The sequence below is a fragment of the Jiulongibacter sp. NS-SX5 genome (assembly GCF_052828545.1).
The window spans coordinates 1470264-1490800 of record NZ_CM128248.1 but is presented as its reverse complement, the minus strand read 5'-3'; the positions used below and the strand labels follow the sequence as shown (position 1 = coordinate 1490800).

At 40.3% G+C, this 20537-nt stretch carries 20 protein-coding genes; 10 read left to right on the top strand and 10 right to left on the bottom strand.

The features are described 5' to 3' along the window. Nucleotides 1–73: 73 nt before the first annotated feature. From ACUXV0_RS06710 to gloA2, 5 genes are all read left to right on the top strand, one after another. The gene (locus ACUXV0_RS06710) at nt 74–988 is read left to right on the top strand and encodes an aminotransferase class IV (RefSeq protein ID WP_446192305.1); all 915 of its coding nucleotides are present in this window, start codon (nt 74–76) and stop codon (nt 986–988) included. Next, nucleotides 985–1710, top strand: a complete 726-nt coding sequence (locus tag ACUXV0_RS06705) for a sulfotransferase-like domain-containing protein (RefSeq protein ID WP_446192304.1) — start codon at nt 985–987, stop codon at nt 1708–1710. The genes ACUXV0_RS06710 and ACUXV0_RS06705 overlap by 4 nt, the downstream gene beginning before the upstream one ends. Nucleotides 1711–1776: 66 nt before the next feature. Further along, nucleotides 1777–3579 carry a TrkH family potassium uptake protein gene (locus ACUXV0_RS06700; RefSeq protein WP_446192302.1) on the top strand — a complete coding sequence of 601 codons (1803 nt, stop codon included), beginning with the start codon at nt 1777–1779 and terminating at the stop codon, nt 3577–3579. Nucleotides 3580–3619: 40 nt separating this feature from the next. Then, nucleotides 3620–4312 carry a potassium channel family protein gene (locus ACUXV0_RS06695; RefSeq protein WP_446192301.1) on the top strand — a complete coding sequence of 231 codons (693 nt, stop codon included), beginning with the start codon at nt 3620–3622 and terminating at the stop codon, nt 4310–4312. A gap of 1 nt (nt 4313) precedes the next feature. Beyond that, entirely contained in the window at nt 4314–4703 is a 390-nt protein-coding gene (gene gloA2 / locus ACUXV0_RS06690; protein WP_446192300.1) for an SMU1112c/YaeR family gloxylase I-like metalloprotein, read from the top strand. On the opposite strand, the gene ACUXV0_RS06685 is transcribed toward gloA2, so the two are convergent. The 3 genes from ACUXV0_RS06685 to radA all read right to left on the bottom strand — a co-directional run bounded on the left by ACUXV0_RS06685 (nt 4704) and on the right by radA (nt 9601). Beyond that, nucleotides 4704–5735, bottom strand: coding sequence for a mechanosensitive ion channel family protein (locus ACUXV0_RS06685; protein WP_446192299.1), 1032 nt, complete (start codon nt 5733–5735; stop codon nt 4704–4706). Nucleotides 5736–5798: 63 nt separating this feature from the next. Continuing rightward, on the bottom strand, nt 5799–8006 hold the full coding sequence (locus ACUXV0_RS06680; RefSeq protein WP_446192298.1) for a bifunctional alpha,alpha-trehalose-phosphate synthase (UDP-forming)/trehalose-phosphatase: 2208 nt from the start codon (nt 8004–8006) through the stop codon (nt 5799–5801). Nucleotides 8007–8224: 218 nt separating this feature from the next. Continuing rightward, nucleotides 8225–9601, bottom strand: a complete 1377-nt coding sequence (radA, locus tag ACUXV0_RS06675) for a DNA repair protein RadA (RefSeq protein ID WP_446192297.1) — start codon at nt 9599–9601, stop codon at nt 8225–8227. A 208-nt stretch (nt 9602–9809) separates the two neighbouring features. Here radA and ACUXV0_RS06670 point away from each other — a divergent pair, with 208 nt between their 5' ends. The 3 genes from ACUXV0_RS06670 (at nt 9810) to ACUXV0_RS06660 (ending at nt 11562) form a co-directional block, all read left to right on the top strand. Continuing rightward, nucleotides 9810–10430: a porin family protein gene (locus ACUXV0_RS06670; RefSeq protein ID WP_446192296.1), complete on the top strand. Its 621-nt coding sequence runs from the start codon at nt 9810–9812 to the stop codon at nt 10428–10430. A 125-nt stretch (nt 10431–10555) separates the two neighbouring features. Further along, nucleotides 10556–11251 (top strand): hypothetical protein, encoded by a 696-nt coding sequence (locus ACUXV0_RS06665; protein WP_446192295.1) that lies wholly within the window; start codon nt 10556–10558, stop codon nt 11249–11251. Continuing rightward, entirely contained in the window at nt 11248–11562 is a 315-nt protein-coding gene (locus ACUXV0_RS06660) for a hypothetical protein (RefSeq protein ID WP_446192294.1), read from the top strand. Before ACUXV0_RS06665 ends, ACUXV0_RS06660 begins: the two co-directional genes overlap by 4 nt. Before the next feature lies 1 nt (nt 11563). Here ACUXV0_RS06660 and hemN read toward each other — a convergent pair whose 3' ends face one another. From hemN to ACUXV0_RS06645, 3 genes are all read right to left on the bottom strand, one after another. Continuing rightward, nucleotides 11564–12913 carry an oxygen-independent coproporphyrinogen III oxidase gene (gene hemN / locus ACUXV0_RS06655; RefSeq protein WP_446192293.1) on the bottom strand — a complete coding sequence of 450 codons (1350 nt, stop codon included), beginning with the start codon at nt 12911–12913 and terminating at the stop codon, nt 11564–11566. Nucleotides 12914–13006: 93 nt separating this feature from the next. Further along, nucleotides 13007–13486 carry an HXXEE domain-containing protein gene (locus ACUXV0_RS06650; protein ID WP_446192292.1) on the bottom strand — a complete coding sequence of 160 codons (480 nt, stop codon included), beginning with the start codon at nt 13484–13486 and terminating at the stop codon, nt 13007–13009. 122 nt (nt 13487–13608) lie between these two features. Next, nucleotides 13609–14745, bottom strand: coding sequence for a DmpA family aminopeptidase (locus ACUXV0_RS06645; RefSeq protein WP_446192291.1), 1137 nt, complete (start codon nt 14743–14745; stop codon nt 13609–13611). Nucleotides 14746–14918: 173 nt separating this feature from the next. Here ACUXV0_RS06645 and aroQ point away from each other — a divergent pair, with 173 nt between their 5' ends. Continuing rightward, nucleotides 14919–15338: a type II 3-dehydroquinate dehydratase gene (gene aroQ / locus ACUXV0_RS06640; protein WP_446192290.1), complete on the top strand. Its 420-nt coding sequence runs from the start codon at nt 14919–14921 to the stop codon at nt 15336–15338. A 55-nt stretch (nt 15339–15393) separates the two neighbouring features. Here the strand turns inward: aroQ and ACUXV0_RS06635 are convergent, their stop codons facing one another. Genes ACUXV0_RS06635 through ACUXV0_RS06625 form a run of 3 tightly spaced genes read right to left on the bottom strand, consistent with a single transcriptional unit; the run spans nt 15394 to nt 17882 of the window. Further along, a complete protein-coding gene (locus ACUXV0_RS06635; protein ID WP_446192289.1) occupies nt 15394–16104 on the bottom strand; it encodes a hypothetical protein in 711 nt (236 codons plus the stop codon). Nucleotides 16105–16125: 21 nt separating this feature from the next. After that, nucleotides 16126–16782, bottom strand: coding sequence for a hypothetical protein (locus ACUXV0_RS06630; RefSeq protein WP_446192288.1), 657 nt, complete (start codon nt 16780–16782; stop codon nt 16126–16128). 35 nt (nt 16783–16817) lie between these two features. Further along, a complete protein-coding gene (locus ACUXV0_RS06625; protein ID WP_446192287.1) occupies nt 16818–17882 on the bottom strand; it encodes a DUF4412 domain-containing protein in 1065 nt (354 codons plus the stop codon). Between the two features lie 159 nt (nt 17883–18041). Here ACUXV0_RS06625 and ACUXV0_RS06620 point away from each other — a divergent pair, with 159 nt between their 5' ends. Further along, nucleotides 18042–19250, top strand: a complete 1209-nt coding sequence (locus ACUXV0_RS06620) for a hypothetical protein (RefSeq protein ID WP_446192286.1) — start codon at nt 18042–18044, stop codon at nt 19248–19250. Here the strand turns inward: ACUXV0_RS06620 and ychF are convergent. Then, nucleotides 19247–20350, bottom strand: a complete 1104-nt coding sequence (gene ychF / locus ACUXV0_RS06615; protein ID WP_446192285.1) for a redox-regulated ATPase YchF — start codon at nt 20348–20350, stop codon at nt 19247–19249. The genes ACUXV0_RS06620 and ychF overlap by 4 nt on opposite strands. Nucleotides 20351–20537 lie beyond the last annotated feature (187 nt).

Below are 20537 nucleotides of genomic sequence, written 5' to 3'. Positions count from 1 at the left end.
GAATTGTCTAAGGTTTCAGAAAAACCTTTTTGAAATCCCTATCACAGTCTTAAATTGAGGGCAAAAAGAGAATATGCCAAAAGGTACACATGATGCCATAGAAGATGCTCGGAATGAAGAGGTACTTATTTATGTAAACGGAGAATATTTTAAACGAAATGAGGCCAAAATATCGGTTTTTGATAGCGGATATTTGGTGGGCGATGGAGTTTGGGAAGGGATAAGGCTGCATCATGGAAAGTTGGTGTTTATTGATATGCATCTTGATCGGCTATGGCAGTCTGCCAAAGTCGTGGGTATTAAGCTTCCTTTTACCAGAAAAGAACTGTTAGAAAAGATTTTTCAAACCTGTGAGAAAAATCAGATGACAGATGGAGTACACCTGAGAGTAATGGTAACTCGTGGTATAAAGAAAACACCTTCTCAAGATCCCAGATTGACTATTAGCGGCCCAAATTTGGTCATTATTGCGGAACATAAAATAGCATCTGGCGAAACGAAGAAGCGTGGTATTACGCTGTTTACAAGTACCATAAGAAGGGGTTCTCCTGACTACCTGGATCCGCGATTAAACTGTCATAGTAAACTTCACGAAGTTCAGGCTTTAATTCAGGCGATAGAAGCAGGAGCCGATGAAGCTTTGATGTTAGATATTAATGGTTTTGTGTCCACGTGTAACTCTACCAACTTCTTTATGATTAAAGGTGGCGAAGTGTGGACTTCAACAGGTGAATATTGTATGAATGGAATTACAAGAGCTAATGTCATAAGAGTTTGTGAAGAAGCTGGGATACCCATTCGGCTGAAAAACTTCTCGCTGTTTGATACTTATGGGGCAGATGAGGCTTTTGTGACGGGTACTTTTGGAGGATTGACTCCTGTGATTTCAATAGACGGAAAGATAATAGGAGAGGGTAAGACTGGAGAAATGACTGAACGTTTGAGTAATTTTTACGAAGCATTAATTGAAAAAGAAATAAGTCAATGACAAAACGAATAAACTTGTGGTCTGGCCCTAGAAATATCTCTACGGCCATGATGTATTCTTTCGCTCAGCGGGCCGATACCAAAGTAGAAGACGAGCCGTTTTACGGGTATTACCTGAAGAATTCTGATGCCGCTCCGTATCATCCTGGTGCGGAAGAAATTATGAACCAGATGGATACAGAAGCTGAGGTGGTTCTGGATAGGATGAATGAAGATCAAAGTGCGGAGGTGTTTTTTTACAAAAACATGACGCATCATTTGTTGAACTTTAATAATCGTTTCTTCGATGGCTTTTATCAGGTGATTTTAACTCGGGATCCCATTGACATGTTACCTTCTTTTGATGCCGTAATTGAAAATCCAAATCTTGACGATGTCGGGTATAAGCGGCACATGGAGCTTGTTGAGAAATTTGAGGCCGAGAATATTCCTTTTGTAGTCATTGATGCGGCTACATTTCTGGCGAACCCGGAAAATCAATTGAGACAGCTATGTAAGTTTTTAGATATTCCTTTTGACCAAAAAATGCTCTCATGGGAAGCCGGAGCCCGACCAGAAGATGGTATTTGGGCGGAGTACTGGTATTCTAACGTACATAAGTCTACTGGCTTTTTGCCGTTCAGGAAAAAAGAACAACCTTTCCCTGAACATCTTAATGAACTGCTGGAACAATGTCAGCCGTTTTATAACAGCTTGAAGTCGATGGCATTATCGAATGAATAAATGCAAAGAGGTACAGATATTTAGAAGCAAAAAATACTCTTTACCTTTGAGCCATAATACGTGTAAGTGAAGTTAAAACATTATCTAGTTGATTTTTGGGATAAGCTTATCCTGATCAGAAGCAGGCTGGTGAAGAGAATAGATTTGGCTATTCTGCTGGTTTTGTTTGTGGGCTTTGCCTTGTCTCTTTATCAGATTTTGATCCCAAAAGAAGGATATATGGAGAACACCGTTTTGAGTGTACTCCGGAAAGTGCCATGGGCGGCCATGATGCTTTATTTAAGTAAATGGTTTCTTCAAACTTTTATCCGAAAGTCTTCAAAATTCATAGACCGAAAATACTTGCCGGATCTCATTTTTGCTGGCTTGCTGTTTCTGTATGAGCGATTAAAGTACCAGTTTGAGTTTCTGTATAATGACTGGTTTCTGTATGTTATTCTCAGTGTCTTTTTTGTAGTAAGAGTCCTAAGAGAAGGTCATGTTATAAAAGATAGGCGTTTGACTCCGTCTATGTTGTTTGGATTTAGTTTTGCCATGCTCATTTTTGTGAGTACCGCATTACTGCTCATTCCTGATGTAACGACGAGCCAAATGAGTTTCGTAGATGCATTATTTACGGCAACCAGTGCAGTGTGTGTTACAGGACTGGCCGTGGTAGATACCTCATCTGCCTTTACTTCCCTAGGAAAGGATATGCTATTGGTCATGATCCAGATTGGTGGACTTGGCCTCATGACATTTACCAACTTTTTTGCTGTGCTATTTAGAGGCGGAATGTCTTTTAGAAATCATTTGATTTTGAACGATATAATTCAGCCTGATAAACCAAACTCACTGGTTTCAACGCTGGTGAAGATTGTAGGATATACGCTCATTATGGAAGCCATAGGCGTATTCTTGATCCACTACGTGAGTAACGAAGAGTTCTTTACCAGTTCCAGAGACTCATGGTTCTTCTCTGTTTTTCATGCGGTTTCGGCATTTTGTAATGCTGGTTTTAGCACATTACCAGATGGGCTTTTTAATGGAGGCTTCAGATATAATTACCCGTTTCAGATCATTATTTGCTTGCTGGTGATCTTTGGAGGGATAGGTTTCCCGGTGGTAATAGACCTCTATAACACGGTCAAAAACTTGTTTAAGAGCCTGTTTACGTGGCTCTTTATGAGAAAGCGTTTTGTGTTCCTGGCCAGAAATCTCAATGTTCATTCTCGCTTAGTGCTGACTTCTACCGGAGTGCTTCTGGTTGCAGGAATGATCTTGTATTTTGCTACAGAGTATAATAATACACTTCAGGATCACCCGACTGCTTTCGGGAAGCTGACTCAATCATTTTTTGGAAGTGTGACGCCAAGAACTGCAGGTTTTAATACAGTAGACATGGGTGGCTTAATGCAAGGGACAGTACTTGTCTATTTGCTCTTGATGTGGATTGGTGCTTCGCCAAGTAGTACTGGTGGTGGTATAAAGACAACTACTTTTACCATTGCCATGTCAAATATCGTTTCGCTGGCCAGGGGTAAAGCCAGGGTAGATCTTTTCAAAAGAGAGATATCTGATGGCTCTATTAAAAGAGCATTTGCGGTCATGTTTCTGTCCTTCTTGATCATTGGCTTAGCTGTATTTTTGATCAGTATTTTTGAGCCAGAGCAGCAATTGACCAAAATCGCGTTCGAGTGTTTTTCTGCTTACAGTACCGTAGGGCTATCGCTCAATTTGACACCTCAGTTAAGCACGGCAAGTAAGTTTGTGCTTATTGTGACCATGTTTTTAGGTCGGGTGGGTATGTTTACCATACTCTTTGGGCTGTTCAAGAAAATTGAGTGCACTACCCACAAGTACCCAAAAGAAAATGTTTTAATCGTCTGATGAATTGCACGGCAATGACATCGACCAATGAATAAAGAAAATGAAGTATATCATTATAGGTTTAGGAAATTTTGGTTCTACGCTAGCCGCCAGGCTTACTGGTATGGGCCATGAGGTTTTTGGAGTAGATAATAGTCTGGAGATTGTGGAACAATATAAAGATCGTATTACGCATACTATTTGTCTTGATAGCTCAAAACCCTCAAGTCTGAATTCGCTACCAATAAAAGACGCCGACCAGATTATTGTGGCTATTGGAGAAGATGTAGGAGCATCTATTTTGACTACAGCTATGCTTAAGCAACATGGTGCTCAAACGATCATCGGTAGAGCCATAAATCCGCTTCATCAGACTGTGCTTGAGTCTATTGGTATTGAGACCATTTTTAATCCTGAAAAGATTGCTGCAGAGCAATTTGCAAAGCAGCTTGAAATGAATGATGTAGTCGAGTCTTTTGACCTTTCAGAAGACTGTAGTATTCTGGAAATTGAAGTCCCGAAAAGGTATTTAGGTAGAACCGCCAATAATATCGACTTCCTTGGAACATATAATTTGAAGCTGATCGGTATCAAACGATTCATGACCAAAAAGAATATTCTTGGGATGATGAGTAAGTACTCTACGGTTACTATTGAGGTAGATCCTGAGCACGAGTTTACGGAGTCAGATATTCTGGTACTGATGGGGGATATAAAGAACTTCCAGAAAATGATTGGTAGAGATCGCGATTAACATGCTCAAACTTCAGAAAGTCCACCATTTGGCCGTCATATGTTCAAATTATGAAGTCTCAAAAGAGTTTTATACTCAAGTCTTGGGATTTAATATCATCAAAGAAACCTACAGAAAAGCTCGTGACTCTTATAAGCTTGATTTAAGTCTTAACGGCGAATATCTCATTGAGCTTTTTTCATTTCCTTCTCCACCAGAAAGAGTATCCAGACCTGAGGCTGCCGGACTAAGGCATTTGGCTTTTGAGGTGCAGGATGTAGCTGAAGAGCGTCAAAAGCTATTGGACCTTTCTATAGATGTAGAGGCTATTAGGATTGATGAAATTACCGGTAAGAAATTTACCTTTTTCTCAGATCCCGATGGCTTACCTTTAGAGTTATACGAAAAATAATTACTCCTCTTTTTTCAAGTGAACCGTCCTTATCGGGAATGGAATTTCTATTCCTTCTTTTTCATATCTGGCATGTAAAGCCTTAATGAATTCATGTTTCATGAGGTATTGACTCACAAAATCTCCGGCACGTAAGATGATATTGAAGTTAATACTACTGTCTCCAAATTCATTATAGCGAATAAAAGGTTCGTGGTCTGGCACGGCACCTTCTACACTTTGCTGGATCTCACGACCCACCTCAATAGTAATTCGTTCTACTTCTTTTAAGTCTGAATCATACGCTACGCCTACAGGGACCAGAACAGAGTTTTGAGAATCAGGTAAAATGAAGTTTTTGACTATACTACCCGCCATAGTACTGTTGGGTACAATGATGATATGATTTCCAAGAGCCCGAACAGTAGTGTTTCTCCATGAGATGTCTTCTACAAATCCTTCGTCACCATTGTCAAGTTTGACATAGTCGCCAGGTTTTAGTTTCTTGGCCGCTAGCATTTGAAGACCAGAGAAGAGGTTGCTTAGCGTATCCTGAAGGGCCAAAGCTACCGCCAAGCCTCCAACACCCAAAGCGGTTAATGCCGGGGCAATGGGTATATTCAAATAATGCATGATAAATAGAATGCCTAGTACGTAGACACCTATCTTAATCATAACCGTGAAGATCGAGCTTTCAGGTAAAGATTTGCCAATTCTGAACAGGTACATTTTGGCGAGTTCATTCACCAAATAGGCTGCAGCCCAAGTGACACAAAGAATAGAAAAGACAATTATACCTTTCTTGATGTTAGGCTTATAATCAGGGAATAATCCACTCCAGTGATACGCTACCCATACACCAACTACCCAAAACAAGGGTACGATGACCTTCTCAACAGCAGTAACCAAAGCATCGTCTACGCTGTTATTGGTTCTTCTGGCAAACTTGTGAAGCGGTGGGAAAACCGTGGCTTTTAAAACCCTACCTGCTAACCAGCCAGCAGGTAATGCTACCACCCAAAGTAGAATGTCAATCAGTAATTTCTTTTCCATTAATCATCTTCAAAATTCTGAGGCTCAAGCCTCAAATTCTCAACGAATATATGAATAGATTGATTACTTAATTAGTTCCTCAAAGAAAGGCAGTACTTCAGAGATATTCGTGAAATTATATTTAGCATCTGAGTTCTCGTTTCCTACTTTAATTGTGTAGGCAACATCATTTAAGGCTCTAAACATATCTTCGTCTGTTCTGTCATCACCGATAGCAAGTACAAAATCAGATTTATCTGCTTCATAAATTTCTCTGGCGGCAGAACCTTTATCTACTCCGGTCATGCGAACCTCTACTACTTTATTACCATCAATAACCTGAAGCGGCATATTATTATTAATAACTCTGTAAAGTGAGTCTATGAGCTCACGAGAACGTAAGAAGCCAAGGTCTTTGTCGGCGTTTCTGTAGTGCCATGCCACCGCGAAGTTTTTCTCTTCTATGAAGGACTTTGCACATCTGTGCACATTGAGCTTCATTTGGTGATAAATCTCTTGTCGCCATTCTGGTCTGAAGACTTTATCTGTCATTTTCCAGTCTTCGCCATGCATTTTTTTGGCCGCCCCGTGTTCAGTTACCAGATTGATAGGAAGGTGACCCAGCCATTCGTTGAGCGTGTCTCTATCTCTTCCACTAATTACGGTCACTACATTTTTAGGATCAGAGGCCAGAGTATCTAGCATATTAAGAACTCTCTCGTTAGGTCTGGCTAAATGCGGCTGAGACTGGAAAGCCATTAATGTACCGTCATAATCCAGGAAGAACATTCTTTTATCTGCCTCTTCGTATTTCTTTTTGATTTCTCTTTTCACAATAGGTCCTGCTTCTCTTATTTTCTTTTTGGCTTGTAGAGCCTTCACATTACTTAATTCTGTCATGAAATCCTGAGCCCACATGTTTACATCATAGGTTCTGATTCTCTCTTGCATGATTTCCAGATGCCTGCTCTGCATCATAATCGGCATACTCAAAGCTCTTTTGATGCCTACTGCTATTTCATTGAGGTCAGTCGGATTGATCAATATTGCCTCACCGAGCTCAGCTGCAGAACCCGCCATTTCAGACAAGACAAGAACTCCTTTTAGATCTTTACGGCTGGCTACAAATTCCTTTGAAACCAGATTCATACCATCACGAACCGGGGTAATCAATGCAACATCACAGCCTGTGTAACAGGCACACAATTCATCAAAATTCAGACTTCGATATTGATAAACCACTGGCTGCCAACCCATTTTCCCAAAAGCACCATTGATACGTCCAACTAGCTCTTCCAGTTTTCTTTTATTCTCTCCGTATTGCTTGATAATATCTCTGGACGGCACCACCACGAGGTTAAACGTTACTTTTTCGTGCCAGTCAGGGTTTTCTTCCAGGAAGCGTTCGTATCCTCTTAGTCTGTTGCCTATACCTTTGGTATAATCCAGTCTGTCTACAGAGAAGATCGTTTTCATGTCAGGCATCAGATTGGTCATCTGCCTTTTGATTTTCTTAACTGCTGGTTTGTCAAAAGACTTATTGAACAGACTGAAATCGATACTAATCGGGAATAAATCAGATCTAATAGCTCTGTTCTCTGTCTGAATAAGCCTTCTTTTACTCTCATAACCTAGCAGCATCCTTACAGACTTCTGAAAATGCAGCACATAATCATTGGTATGAAAACCAACCAAATCTGCTCCCAGCATTCCTCTTAGAAGGTCTTCTCGCCATTCACGAGGTAACATTCTGAAAATCTCAAAAGAAGGGAAGGGGATATGTAGAAAGAAACCAATAGTAGCATCAGGAAGCTTCTTTCTGATCATTTCAGGCAAAAGAAGCAACTGATAATCATGCACCCAGATGACATCGTCTTTTTGATAATTCTCGATGATCTGCTTGGCAAACATCTCATTGACCTTATAGTATGCCTTATAATCGTTTTGGTCATACTTAGTGAAGGTTGGGAAGTAATGAAAGTGTGGCCAAAGTGTTGAATTCGAGAAGCCCGTATAATGTTTGTCTTTAAGTCCTTTAGGGATAAAAACCGGCTTTATAGGATCTGTTTGTTCTTTGAGTTCTTCAGTTGCACCTTTCCATTCTTTTTCCGAAAAGTCAGCATTGCCATACCAGTGCATATCACTAAAGTCGGCGGCTGCATTTTCCATGTAGCTTTTTAATGCAGAGACTAATCCACCACTACTCATGGTAAACTTATACGCTCCTTCTTCTTTAGATAATTGATAAGGTAGTCTATTAGAAACAATCAGTAATCGTTTTGCCTGGCTCATTTTTTTAGGTCTGCTGTATAATTAGAAAAATACAATTTGTATTGTAAAAAACGTGCGGGGCTTATTGTCGGTTTAATTTGTTGGAATAATCCAATTTAATATAGAATCACGTAAAAATAGCCCTACAACAGGGTTTAAGATAGCACTATTCGGGCAGATTTGCAAAATAATCTTTTGTGAATGGAAGAGAACTCAGAATAGAAAAGTACAATAATGACTTAGCCGAAAAGCTCCATAAAGACTTGTTCTAATTTCTCCGCAGAAAATATTTTGATGTCAAACTTACTTTTATCCAGTCCCTTAAGATTGTTCTCTGAGATAAAGATCTGTTTGAATCCAAGTTTAGCTGCCTCTGAGATACGACTCTCAATTCGGCTAACAGCTCTTACCTCACCACCCAGTCCCACTTCTGCCGCAAAACAGAAGGCAGAAGAAACCGGAAGATCTTCATAGGATGATGCTACCGCCACACAAACGGCCAGATCAATGGCGGGGTCTTCAACTTTCAAACCACCGGCTACATTGAGAAAAACGTCTTGAGTACCAAGTCTGAATCCTCCTCTTTTTTCAAGCACAGCCAGGAGCATTTGAAGGCGTCTGTTATCAAATCCATTACTGGTTCTTTGTGGAGTACCGTAGTTTGCGGTACTTACCAGAGATTGAATTTCTACATTCAGCGGCCTGTTACCTTCCATCATTGAGGCAATGCTGATTCCACTGATTTGCTCGGTACGCTCAGAGATAAGAATTTCAGAAGGATTACTGACTTCCCGTAATCCATCAGCCAGCATTTCATAAATGCCCAGTTCTGAGGTGCTACCAAAACGGTTTTTCGTGGTCCTCAGAATTCTGTATGCCATATACCTATCCCCTTCAAATGTGAGAACAGTATCTACCATATGCTCCAGAACTTTAGGACCTGCCAGACTGCCCTCTTTGGTGATATGGCCAATCATAATCACAGGTACATCAGACTCTTTGGCAAAAGTCATGAACTCTGCGGTGCATTCTTTTATCTGAGAAACTGAGCCAGCTCCCGATTCTATCAAAGGAGAAAGCATGGTTTGGATAGAGTCTACAATGACCACATCTGGCTCCAGCTGTTCTATCTGTTTAAATATGGAGTCTGTGGAAGTTTCAGTGAGGATATAGCATCTTTCATTTTCAAATTTCAGACGCTGTGCCCTCATTTTGAGCTGCTGCTCGCTCTCCTCGCCAGAGATGTATAAGACATTATAGTCTTTCAGACTCAAAGCCAACTGAAGCATTAGTGTAGACTTCCCGATACCAGGCTCACCACCAATTAAGATCAAAGAACCGGGTACCAATCCTCCGCCCAGCACTCGGTCAAATTCCTGATCGTCTGTGATGATGCGGTATTGCTCAGCAGTTGTAATCTGCTGAATGGTCTTAGGTTTGGCTTTCGGTTTTTCGTTCATCGAGCCAAACCTCCAGTTCCCTTTCTCGGGCTCATCTTTGGTGATTAATTCTTCTACAAGCGAGTTCCATTGGTTACATGAAGGGCATTTGCCCAGCCATTTTGGAGAAGTGTAACCACAGTTTTGACAGAAATAAGCTGTTTTTGCCTTTGCCATAAAATGAAAAACTCGATAAAAGAATGAAGCCCGAAATAAAACATATTAATTTAGAATACTCAGAAAAGATGAAGATTTGCTATGCAACCAGCTCCTAAGATCTGGCATCTTTTTGGTACGATGTGCTTTTAAACATCAAGCTTATACTAATAATCTGAAAAGGTACGTTAAGGTGCCATAGTTAGACAAAATACCGATGAATATGAAAATGAAAATAGCAAGTATCTGCCTTTTATCTCTATTGAGTTTTGCGGGCTTCAGCCAGTCAGGCCTGGGGATAAAAGCCGGAGTAAATATGACCAATATAAGTACCGATGCAGGATCATTGAAGAATAATATTTCAGAAAGTCTTGATACTAAAACGGGCTACGCTTTCGGGATTTATGGAAGAATAGGTGACAAGTTTCATTTACAACCAGAACTTTTGGTGGCTACAAAAGGGGGCAAAGTTTCGGTTTCTCCCATGAACGGTGGATCACCCGAACTGATAGATGTAAAATATACCAATCTGGATATACCCGTAATGATTGGTTTTAAACCCTTAGGCTTTTTGAGGGTGATGGCGGGTCCTGTGGCTTCGGTAAAACTTTCGGAGGATAAAAAATTAAAAGAGGCTTTAGCTGAATATACAACCAACACCGGAGAGGCTTTTGCTAATTCTACTTGGGGTTATCAAGCTGGTATTGGTATCACGGTCCTGGGTTTTGACCTTGACCTCCGAAGAGAAGGAAGTTTGACCGATATAAATGTTCTGAATTTCCAGAATGAAGATAAATTTTCGCAAAGAGCAGCTGGTTGGCAATTGACATTGGCCAAGAAGATTTTGTAGAAAAATAGCTTAAAAAAGTTTGGCACGGCCTTCCCGGTATCAGGAAGGCCTTTTTTTTAGTATGGTTTTTGCTGCATATCTTTGTAGCCGATTGAAACTAAGTGAATTATTAGCCTAATAAGCTAATGCTAACTACCAAGAAGAAACTATACTATACTACTGCTATAGCTCTGCTGTTATTTTTCAGTGGATGGCTATCACCGTGTCTTGCTGCAGCAGCTGCACCGAAAGACACTACTTCCCTTAATTATTACTCTTTCAGAACAAATGAAACGGTGAATTATCACGATTTCCTGGCGAATGCTCACGCCACCATTATGGATATTTGTGAAAAAGGAGAGGTTAGGCTCTCTGCTCCTGATTATGGTGATAAGGCAGATTACCAATGGAAAGGGCCTCATGGTTATTCTATACATGGTAAAGAGCTCCTACTGAAAAATCTATTTAAAGAACATTCCGGAGTTTACACTGTAACCGTGAGTAAAGGAAGAGTTTTGAGTGAAGCTAAAATCCTTCTCAAAGTACACAGCAGGCCTGAAGTGAAGGTATTGACCAAAGAGTTTTTACCAAACGAAGACATTCGACTAGAGCTTGAAAGTATTGATCCTTCAACGCGTTATACCTGGAAAAATCAAAGAGGTGATGTTTTGTCTAAGCTTTCTACGCTCGACCTGCCGGGAAGTATGCCAGGTGAGCAGACTTATTTTCTGGAGGCAGAGAAAGAAGGCTGTCATCTATTACAGACAGTTAAAATAATGGTGTCAGATTTTCCGAGAGGCCCTAAGCGATCTCTGAATGACATGATTTTAGATCAGGGATGATACTAATTACAGGTCTGAAGAAGCTTCATGTAAGCGGTATAGCTTTATATCCTTTTGTACTCATCAAAGAAAAGAACCCGGCTGAACGACTCGTTTTTCATGAAAGAATCCACATCAGACAGCAGCTGGAAATGGGGATATTCCTTTTTTATATCTGGTATCTTCTGGAGTGGTTTGTGCATTACCTACAAGTCAAAGATATTAGGAAGGCTTACGCTTTAATATCTTTTGAAAAAGAGGCTTATGCTATGGATAAGAATTTAGATTATCTCAATAAAAGAGATTTCTGGGCTTTTACGAAATGGTTATGACTTAGATGGTTTTAGAGAAAATGGGTTTAGGACTATTTTGGTTTAAATAAGCGTCAAAAAGCATTGCTATATTTCTGACGAAAGCCCGGCCTTCAGGATAAACCACTAGCTCCTGTTTATTGAAAATTAATATACCATCTGAAGCCATTTCAGTCAGTTTTTCATAGATATCAGGATTTTGAATGGCAAATTCGCCCAATCTGGAGCTGTGGAAATTACACATGATATCCTCAATGATTCGTCTGGCTAAAACCTCTGATGGATCAAGCAGATGTCCCTTAATGACGGGCCATTGTCCATTATTTACTTTTTCAAGGTAGGTTTTGAGGTTTTTCCCATTTTGGGCATAACTGGTAGCTGAGTTACCGATAGCAGAAACACCTAAACCAATCAGATTAGCAGCGTTTTCTGTAGTATAACCCATAAAGTTGCGGTGCAAATCACCCGCTTTTTGAGCTGTAAAAAGTTCATCATTGGTGAGAGCAAAGTGATCCATACCTACCTCTTGATAGCCTGCAGCTTGAAATAGCTCTTTACCCAAATCATATAATGCTCTCTTTTCTGTCCCTGATGGGAGATTCTCTTCAGAATAGCCTCTTTGTCCATTGCCTTTAATCCACGGCACATGGGCGTAGCTATAAAAAGACAGTCGGTCTGGTCTTAAAGTCAGCGTTTTCTGAACCGTATCTTGTATACTTTCTTTGGATTGAAATGGAAGCCCGTAAACGAGATCATGACTTATTGAAGTATAACCAATTTCGCGTGCGATTTCTGTTACTTCCTTAACCTTTTTAAAAGGCTGATGACGATTAATGGCTTTTTGTACAGCGAGGTCATAATCTTGCACCCCAAAACTTACTCTTCTGAATCCTGCATCATATAAAGTCTGAAGATGCTCTCTTGAAGTATTCATAGGATGCCCTTCAAAGCCATAGGCATGTTCCTCTGGTATTACAACATGCTCCATAAGCTCATCCATGAGCCATTTGAGGTTTTTAGGAGAGAAAAAACTAGGAGTACCTCCACCCAGGTGCAGTTCTTTCAATACAGGCTTTTCATCAAATAATGAGAGGTAGAGTTTCCATTCTTTTATCAATGCCTCTATATAGGGTAACTCTACAGAATGATTGATCGTAATATGCTTATGACAGGCACAGAAAGTGCATAAGCTTTCACAATAGGGCAAATGGATATAGACGCCAATACTTTTGTCTTTTTTAAAGGTCTTTTGGACGTCTATTTGCCACTCTGGTAGATTAAAATCCTCTGTTTTCCAGGCGGGGACTGTGGGATAAGAAGTGTAACGAGGACCCGCTACATTATATTTTTCGATCAGCTGATGTCTTTCCATGACGTAAAACTAGATTTACGTTTTTCCGGAAATCATGATTGAGATCATAGATTGAGGTATTCTCAATCAGTCGAAAAAAAGAGTCCTGAATCTTTAAGAACGTCTGTTTAAGAACTTCTGATAAAAAGCTTGCGTGAAGAAGGTCATGATGAAGCCACTGAAGCCTCCGGATAACAAGGCGAAGAAGATTTCGAATTGACCTAAAGTTTCTTTGATCTCATTAAGCATATATATAGAGAGAGGAACAAGGAGAAATGCCCCTGTAATGACTCCTGGAGTATACTTTTTCAAGACGAAAGTGGATAACACCTTTGGGAAGCAGGTGGAAATCAGAAGCATGCCAATAAATGCTGTTACCAGTAGGAGGTATGCTCTCTCGCTGGGATACTGGTGCCTTAAAGAGAATACCAAAACACTGGCGATACCAACAAAGACTATCCAAACCGCATAAGTGGATGTCTTGACTGGTTTGTGTATAAATGAAGGTACATTCTGAATCCATCTTTCTACACCAATTAGACGCTCAAACTTATAGATTAGAAATGCCACCGGAAGCAATAGGTACAAATTCATAATAAGACGCATGGTTGTACTCTAAAACTAGCATAAATAGTGCCACCACTTCATTTAAATTTATCGTACGGTAGCTAAAAAATTGGTTCTTTTATTGGGCGGAGGTAAAAGGCTAAATCGTGTTATTCTGACACATTGAAATGCTTTTGATATATTTCAAGAACTTGGTTTTCAGGAAGTTCTTTTACTTCATGACCTTTATGGCCTGTGGAACTCTCCGCCATAAAAAGTGAGTTAAGAACGGCTTCTTCAGTAGCTTCAATTGTAGCTAAAAACAGAGGTGAAAGCTTATCATTATGCAGATCGTCTATTTTCAATATGGGGTCTTTAGAGAAATAGGGTACCCGATTTGCCTCATAAGTAGAGGCAGCAATGACATAATCACCACTACCGTTAGAGGCTATACCTCCTATTTTTCCTATACCCATCATGGCTCTTTTGGCTAGCCTTTCCAGATTCCTTGGGCTCAATGGAGCATCGGTGAGAACCACAATCATACAGGAACCGTCTACATCATAAGTATAGCTTCTCGGGTAGTTGTCTAATATTTTTGCTATTGGTACGCCGTTTACATTTAATACTCCTCCGAAGTTAGACTGAACCAGTACACCCACGGTATAGCCACCAAGCTTTTCGGGTATGACCCTTGAAGAGGTACCTATTCCACCTTTATAACCAAAACACACAGTGCCTGTGCCAGCACCTACATTTCCTTCTTCCACTTTACCAGTAGTGGCTGTTTGAATAGCTTCAATCACATGTTCTGGTCTCACATGTCTACCTCTGATGTCATTCAGATAGCCATCATTAGTTTCGCCTACCACGGCATTTACTGATCTGACGTTTTCATTTCCCTCCTGATCAAGTGTATACTGGACTGTACCCTCGATGCCCGCCGAAACTGAAAGGGTATTGGTTAAAACGATAGGGGTCTCCAAATTTCCTAGTTCCTTCACCTGACTATAGCCGGCCAGTTTACCGAAACCATTTCCTAAATAGATAGCAGCAGGAATTTTACTTTGAAAAATATTACCCTCAAATGGTAAGATAGCGGTAACGCCTGTGCGTATACTATCACCCAGTTGAAGTGTTTTGTGACCTACTTTTACCCCTTTTACATCTGTGATAGCATTCAGTTGGCCGGTTTTAAGTATGCCAATCTCAATACCATATTCTCTTGGTCTTTTGTTTTGTGCAGAGCAAAAGTTATCGCTCAGTAGAAAGGTGATAATTAAAAGAAATAGGTTCAGCTTTTTCATCAGTAGTTTATTGATCAAAATGAATATCCTCAAAAAAAGGTGAATACCGTTTAAGTGTATCTTTTTTTTGATTCAGATGTCATCAAAATACAATTGAACCTTCAAAGTATGTAAATGACAATTTTTGTTTTGACCGATTTCCTTAGTTTTGCGAAGCATCAATCTTCTCACAGATGAAAAACATTCTGATTCTCAATGGACCTAATTTGAATTTACTTGGGAAAAGAGAACCTGAAATTTACGGCAATCAAACCTTTGAAATGTATTTTGAGGAGTTGTCTTCCAAATTTCCGGAGCATCAACTGACCTATTTTCAAAGTAACTCTGAAGGGGCACTTTTAGATAAAATCCATGAAATAGGTTTTGAGTATGATGGCATTGTGATTAATGCAGGTGCGTATACGCATACCTCTGTTGCTTTAGCAGATGCTTTATCTGCCGTTACAGCCCCTGCAGTAGAAGTACACATTTCAAACATTCATGCCAGAGAAGCTTTTCGACACCATTCATACCTGACTCCTAAATGTAGAGGGATCATTGCCGGTTTAGGGCTTAAAGGTTATGAGTTAGCTGTGAGGAGTTTAGTAGAGTAAAACTAATAGATTTAGTAGAAAGCCCGATGATCCAATTCATCGGGCTTTCTACGTTTTAGAGATTATCTATTACCACATTAGCCAAGCTTTTGGCGGTTTCCTTAGAGTTTTCGTCATCTCCTGCTCTTACGGTCAGAAAGAAAATATCGGTTCCCGATAATACGGTCAGCTGCTTGGTTTTAGAGCTCCATGATGCGGCATCACCAATACCGGTTACTTCTACATGGGCATCATCCTTATAGGTAACATCCCGATCCACATGTCTATCGGCCGCCTCTGAGTCAATGCCCATTTCCTCCATTTTCTCTTTAATGGCCTCTTTGCTGACGGTTATTCCTCCAGACAAACTTTTAATGATGCCTTCATAACCTCTTTTAGCGTCCTCTTCGGTTTTAGATACAAAGGTGCTGAAGTTTAACCCTACGCTGTAGTAGCCTGCGGTCATACTGCCTGCCAAAGATGACATATCACCTGTTTTGGCGGCGTTTAGAATGTCCTGCACGCTTGCCTCCTGACTAGCTTTTTCTGAAGGTACCTCCCAGTTAAAAGAACAAACACCATAACTGCTGTTTTGGTCTATGCTCAGTGTATCTGATAAATTCATTGTTGCTTTTATTTCAGCAATGCTTAGGTAATCACATGGATCCTGTTCAGATTTAGGGATTCCATTTTCCAGAGCCTCTTCAATATTATTGTCTGAAGAATCTCCTGATGAACAGCTGAAAAGAGTAATTGAGATGGCGATAGCCGCTAGTGTAGTTTTCATGATTTAACTGGTTTGTGTTTCTTAAAAGAAGGCGATGGTTTCGCTATAAACTGAGATGCTTTCAAAATCTTCATCATAGAATGCTCTAAAGGCAAGCGTGCCTTTTCCAGGTAATATATACCACTCTGCAGGAGATATACTGTTGCTTACTCCTTGTGTTGTTTTCTCTTTGATATAGTGCATAAGACCAGAGTATTGGCCATTAACCATTGTCATGGTAAAGGAGGCGTTGGTATCAGCTACCAGCATTTCAAACACAGTCGTATTAAATGGGTTGCCCTCTTCATTATTATAAGAGGCTCCTTGTGTAGACTTAGACATGTATCTTTCTCCCTTTTTTGCAGGGTATTTATACATAAGATATTGCTCATTTAAAGGCTTATAGTAGCCTAATAAGCCCTCAGCGTCATTTCGGGTAAATAAGAAACCAGTTTCTGATCCATACCAGATTTCGCCATTGATGTTTTCCTGATAGCCATAGTAAATGGTGTCAGTTGCGGTTCTGACGGCATTTCCTGAAGGGTCATAATAGATCGATTTCGTAATTCTCCCTTCAAAGTTTTGGTAGTCAATAAGCTCGGCTAAAGGTTCTGGAGTTTCGTCTTTTTCGCCGCATGAATTGAGCAAAAAAGTCCCTGTCAGCAGCATTCCTGCTGCCAATAATTTAAATGTTTTCATGGCTATTTCTTGTTTTAAATGAGAACTGACTGCGTTTAGTCTTCTCCTTGTTCAGTTTGTTGTTGTTGAGCTTCCTGCATGATTTTATTGAAATCCATCATGTTAGAGTATCCACTAGTATTAAAGGTGAAATCATCAGATGCCTTGACTTCAATGACCTCCATAGAAGTACCTTCTTTTTCATCCAGATAGTCCATACCAAGTAAAGCTCTACCTTCTTTCATCATATTGAGCATTTGTTGGTTAGAACCATAATCAAATTTTAACCCTGCTTTACCTGCTGAGTTGGCTTTGCTCATTGACTTATAATAAGCAGAAACTACCGGTACTCTTCCTTTACTAATCCAAGCCAGGTATTTTTCGCCGTCCTGCTCCATTAATAAGCCTTCACAAGTGTAGCCTGCTATGACTTTAGTTTTGCCGGTATTGGTGTAAGTAGTTTCAGAGATGTCGCTATTGATTTTACCTTCAGCAGAATCCTCCAGATTCTTCATGCCAATTGACATCATATTTTTCTGGCCATTCATGTTCATGAAGGTAAACATGGTGCTGTTGGCCAAGTCATAGACCATAAACTGACCATCCATACCTTTTGGGGCGTCTTTGCCCATACTTAGTATTTCAGAACCAAAGTATTCGCCATTGTCAGTAAAGTGGTATTTTACCAAAAACTCATTTTCCTCATTTCCTTCTTTGGTGATGAGTTTCATGGTGTAAGAAGATTCAAAATCATAAGAGCCGGCAGGTTCTGCTCCGCCTCCCATACCACCAAGTAGGCCACTTAGCATGCCCATGGCATCTTCCTGACTCATTTCTTCGTTTGAGGTCTCAGTGCCGTCAGATTCTTTTGAGCTGGATGCACCTTCTTTTACAGCATCTGTAGCTGCTTTTGCCCCTTTATCTACTGTCCCAAACAGACCGTCCAGCACCTTATCGACACCACGGTCCACTCTATTGTCAACTTCCTGAGCTGTTCTGTCTTTAGCTCTATCTTTTATTCTGTTTTTGATTCTTTCCGGGCTGAAAATCTGGGCATTTGCCGAAGCCGTTATTACCAATGCAGCGAAAATTAGCGAGATTCGTTTGTTCAATGATTTCATTGCTTTGTAGTTTTCAATTCAAATTTAGTTGAAGTATTTATCCCGTATTGTATAGTTTGGTCGTTGGTACTTTTGAGAGGATCAACGGTACAGTTTTCTACGTATTTGGGATATTCGAAGGCTTAAGTTTGTTCTCATCTAAATTCCAAAAAAATCAGCATGATTCAAAAATCATTTTGTGCTCTTCTTTTCTCCTTACTAATTTTATCTCAAAGTATTAGTGCACAGGGTTTTGCAAGCCTTTTGGGTAAGGTGGTAGACGCTGAAACCTTTCAGCCACTAGAGGAGGCTATTATTAGTGTTCAATATGGTGGGTTTAGCTCCGGTGTAAATAAGGAAGGGCTTTTCATCTTGAAATATCCAAATATTCTCACGGACTCTGCCATTGTCAAAATTTCGGCGATTGGTTATCAGTCATCTGATATTACCTTGGCCAACTACAATCATGATGATACGCTGTTTGTCAATTTGAGACAAGTGCCGCCTATTAATGTAAGATTGGGTATTTCTAATGCCAGAGGATTGGTACAGTCTGCTTTGGACTCAATGGCCGCGAATCATTATAAGAATGGAATGCTTCAAAATGGTTTTTATCAGGAAACGGCCACCATTAAAGATGTGGGGGTTGTTAAAATAAGAGAAGCTGTTTTGCGTGTGGAGCGTTTTCCGGAGGATAAAGAAACGACCGGCAGAGTAAAAGCACTCAAACATAGAATGCTGGATATGAAGGGGCAGGCCAAAAAAGTGGAGAGCTGGCAAATGGTTAATGGTCCTGCTGTCACCACCAGAGCTATAGAAACAGACCGACCAGATTTTCTGAAGCCCTCGGCTCTAAAGAAGTATGATTTTGAGGTAGACTCTCTTATAATTCCTTATGATAGTCTGGCTTTATATGCCGTAAAATTCAAACCTAAATCGCCGAACCTGAGAGGAGGTAGGGAAGGGATAATTTATATTGATGTAGATTCAAAGTCAATTGTGAAAATGGTCTATGCCCTAACCCCAAAAGCCTTGAAAGAAGTGATAGGCAAGGGATTTACCAATGTCAAAGTCACCGGGGATTCATTAAGTTTTGTGAGCCAATACAGATATACTGAAGGGAAATGGGTTTTGCATGAAAATCGTGCCCGTATAGCTCTAAGATATGAGGAGAAATTGGACCGAAAATTCAAGTCTGACGCTGTCTGGGACCTCCGGTTTGTTGCCATGGAATCCAGAGAACTCAGGAGATACGGAATTACAGAATTAGATCAATTGACCGATACGCTGGGATTCAAAAAAAGCCGTAAGCTAGATCCCGATACATGGGCTACTTACGGCTATTTAATTCCTTCAAAAGCTATGTTTGAGATCCTGGAAAAGCTTTAAACGTTAAAGCGGAAGTGCATGACGTCACCATCTTTAACTAAATACTCTTTACCTTCAATTCTCAATTTGCCAGCTTCTTTGCAAGCTTGCTCAGAGCCATAATTGACATAGTCATCATAGCCTATGACCTCAGCTTTGATGAACCCTTTTTCAAAATCGGTGTGAATAACACCGGCGGCCTGAGGGGCTTTCCAGCCATCTTTAATGGTCCAGGCTCTTACTTCCTGCTCACCTGCTGTGAAGTAGGTATTTAGGCTTAGCAGTTTGTATGCAGCTCTTATCAGCACATCAAGACCAGCTTCATTCATTCCATATTCTTCAAAGAACATGGCTTTGTCTTCCGGGTCTTCCATTTCTGCTATTTGAGCTTCAATGTTATTGTTCAGCACAATCATCTCAGCACCTTCATTATCAGCTGCTTTTTGAAGAGCTTCAGAGAATTTATTGCCGGTATGCATGCTTTCCTCATCCACATTGGCCACATAAAGCGTTGGTTTGATGGTCAATAAGAACAAATCTGCTACTGCAGGCAGCTCCTCTTTTGTCAGACCTAGCTCTCTGATGTTTTTGCCTTGCTCTAACCAATCTTTGCATTTCTCCACTACGGCTAGTTCTGCCTTCATTTTGGCATCGCCACCTACACGTGCAGCTTTTGAGATCTTCTGAAGCTTCTTATCAATGCTTTCAAGATCTTTAAGCTGAAGCTCGGTGTCAATAATTTCTTTATCACCAACAGGGTTGATGTCCCCTTCATCTCTCATGACATTTTCATCTTCAAAACATCTGATAACGTGAATGATGGCATCTACCTCTCTAATATTCCCCAGGAATTTATTTCCTAAACCTTCACCTCGGCTGGCTCCTTTTACCAAACCTGCGATGTCTACCACTTCTATCTGTGTAGGGATTGTCTTTTTCGGGTTTACCAACTCTGTTAATTTCTTCAGACGCTCATCCGGAACATCTACCAGACCTACGTTTGGGTCAATTGTACAGAAACGGTAATTGCTCGCCTGAGCTTTGGCCGAGGTAGATACCGCATTAAAAAGCGTTGATTTACCAACATTAGGTAGTCCTACAATTCCTACTTTTAAAGACATTATGCTTAGTTTTTGAATTTCAGGCTGCAAAAATAACGGTTTAAGATGACCAAACCACAAATGCATGAAAATAAGGCGTCAATCTTCAGATTTAGTGAAGAAACCAAAGCTAAAACATGCCTGAATGTGAGAAAGGTCACTTTAATACTTACAGTAGTGGTATACCTTCAAGTGTTCAATTAAAACC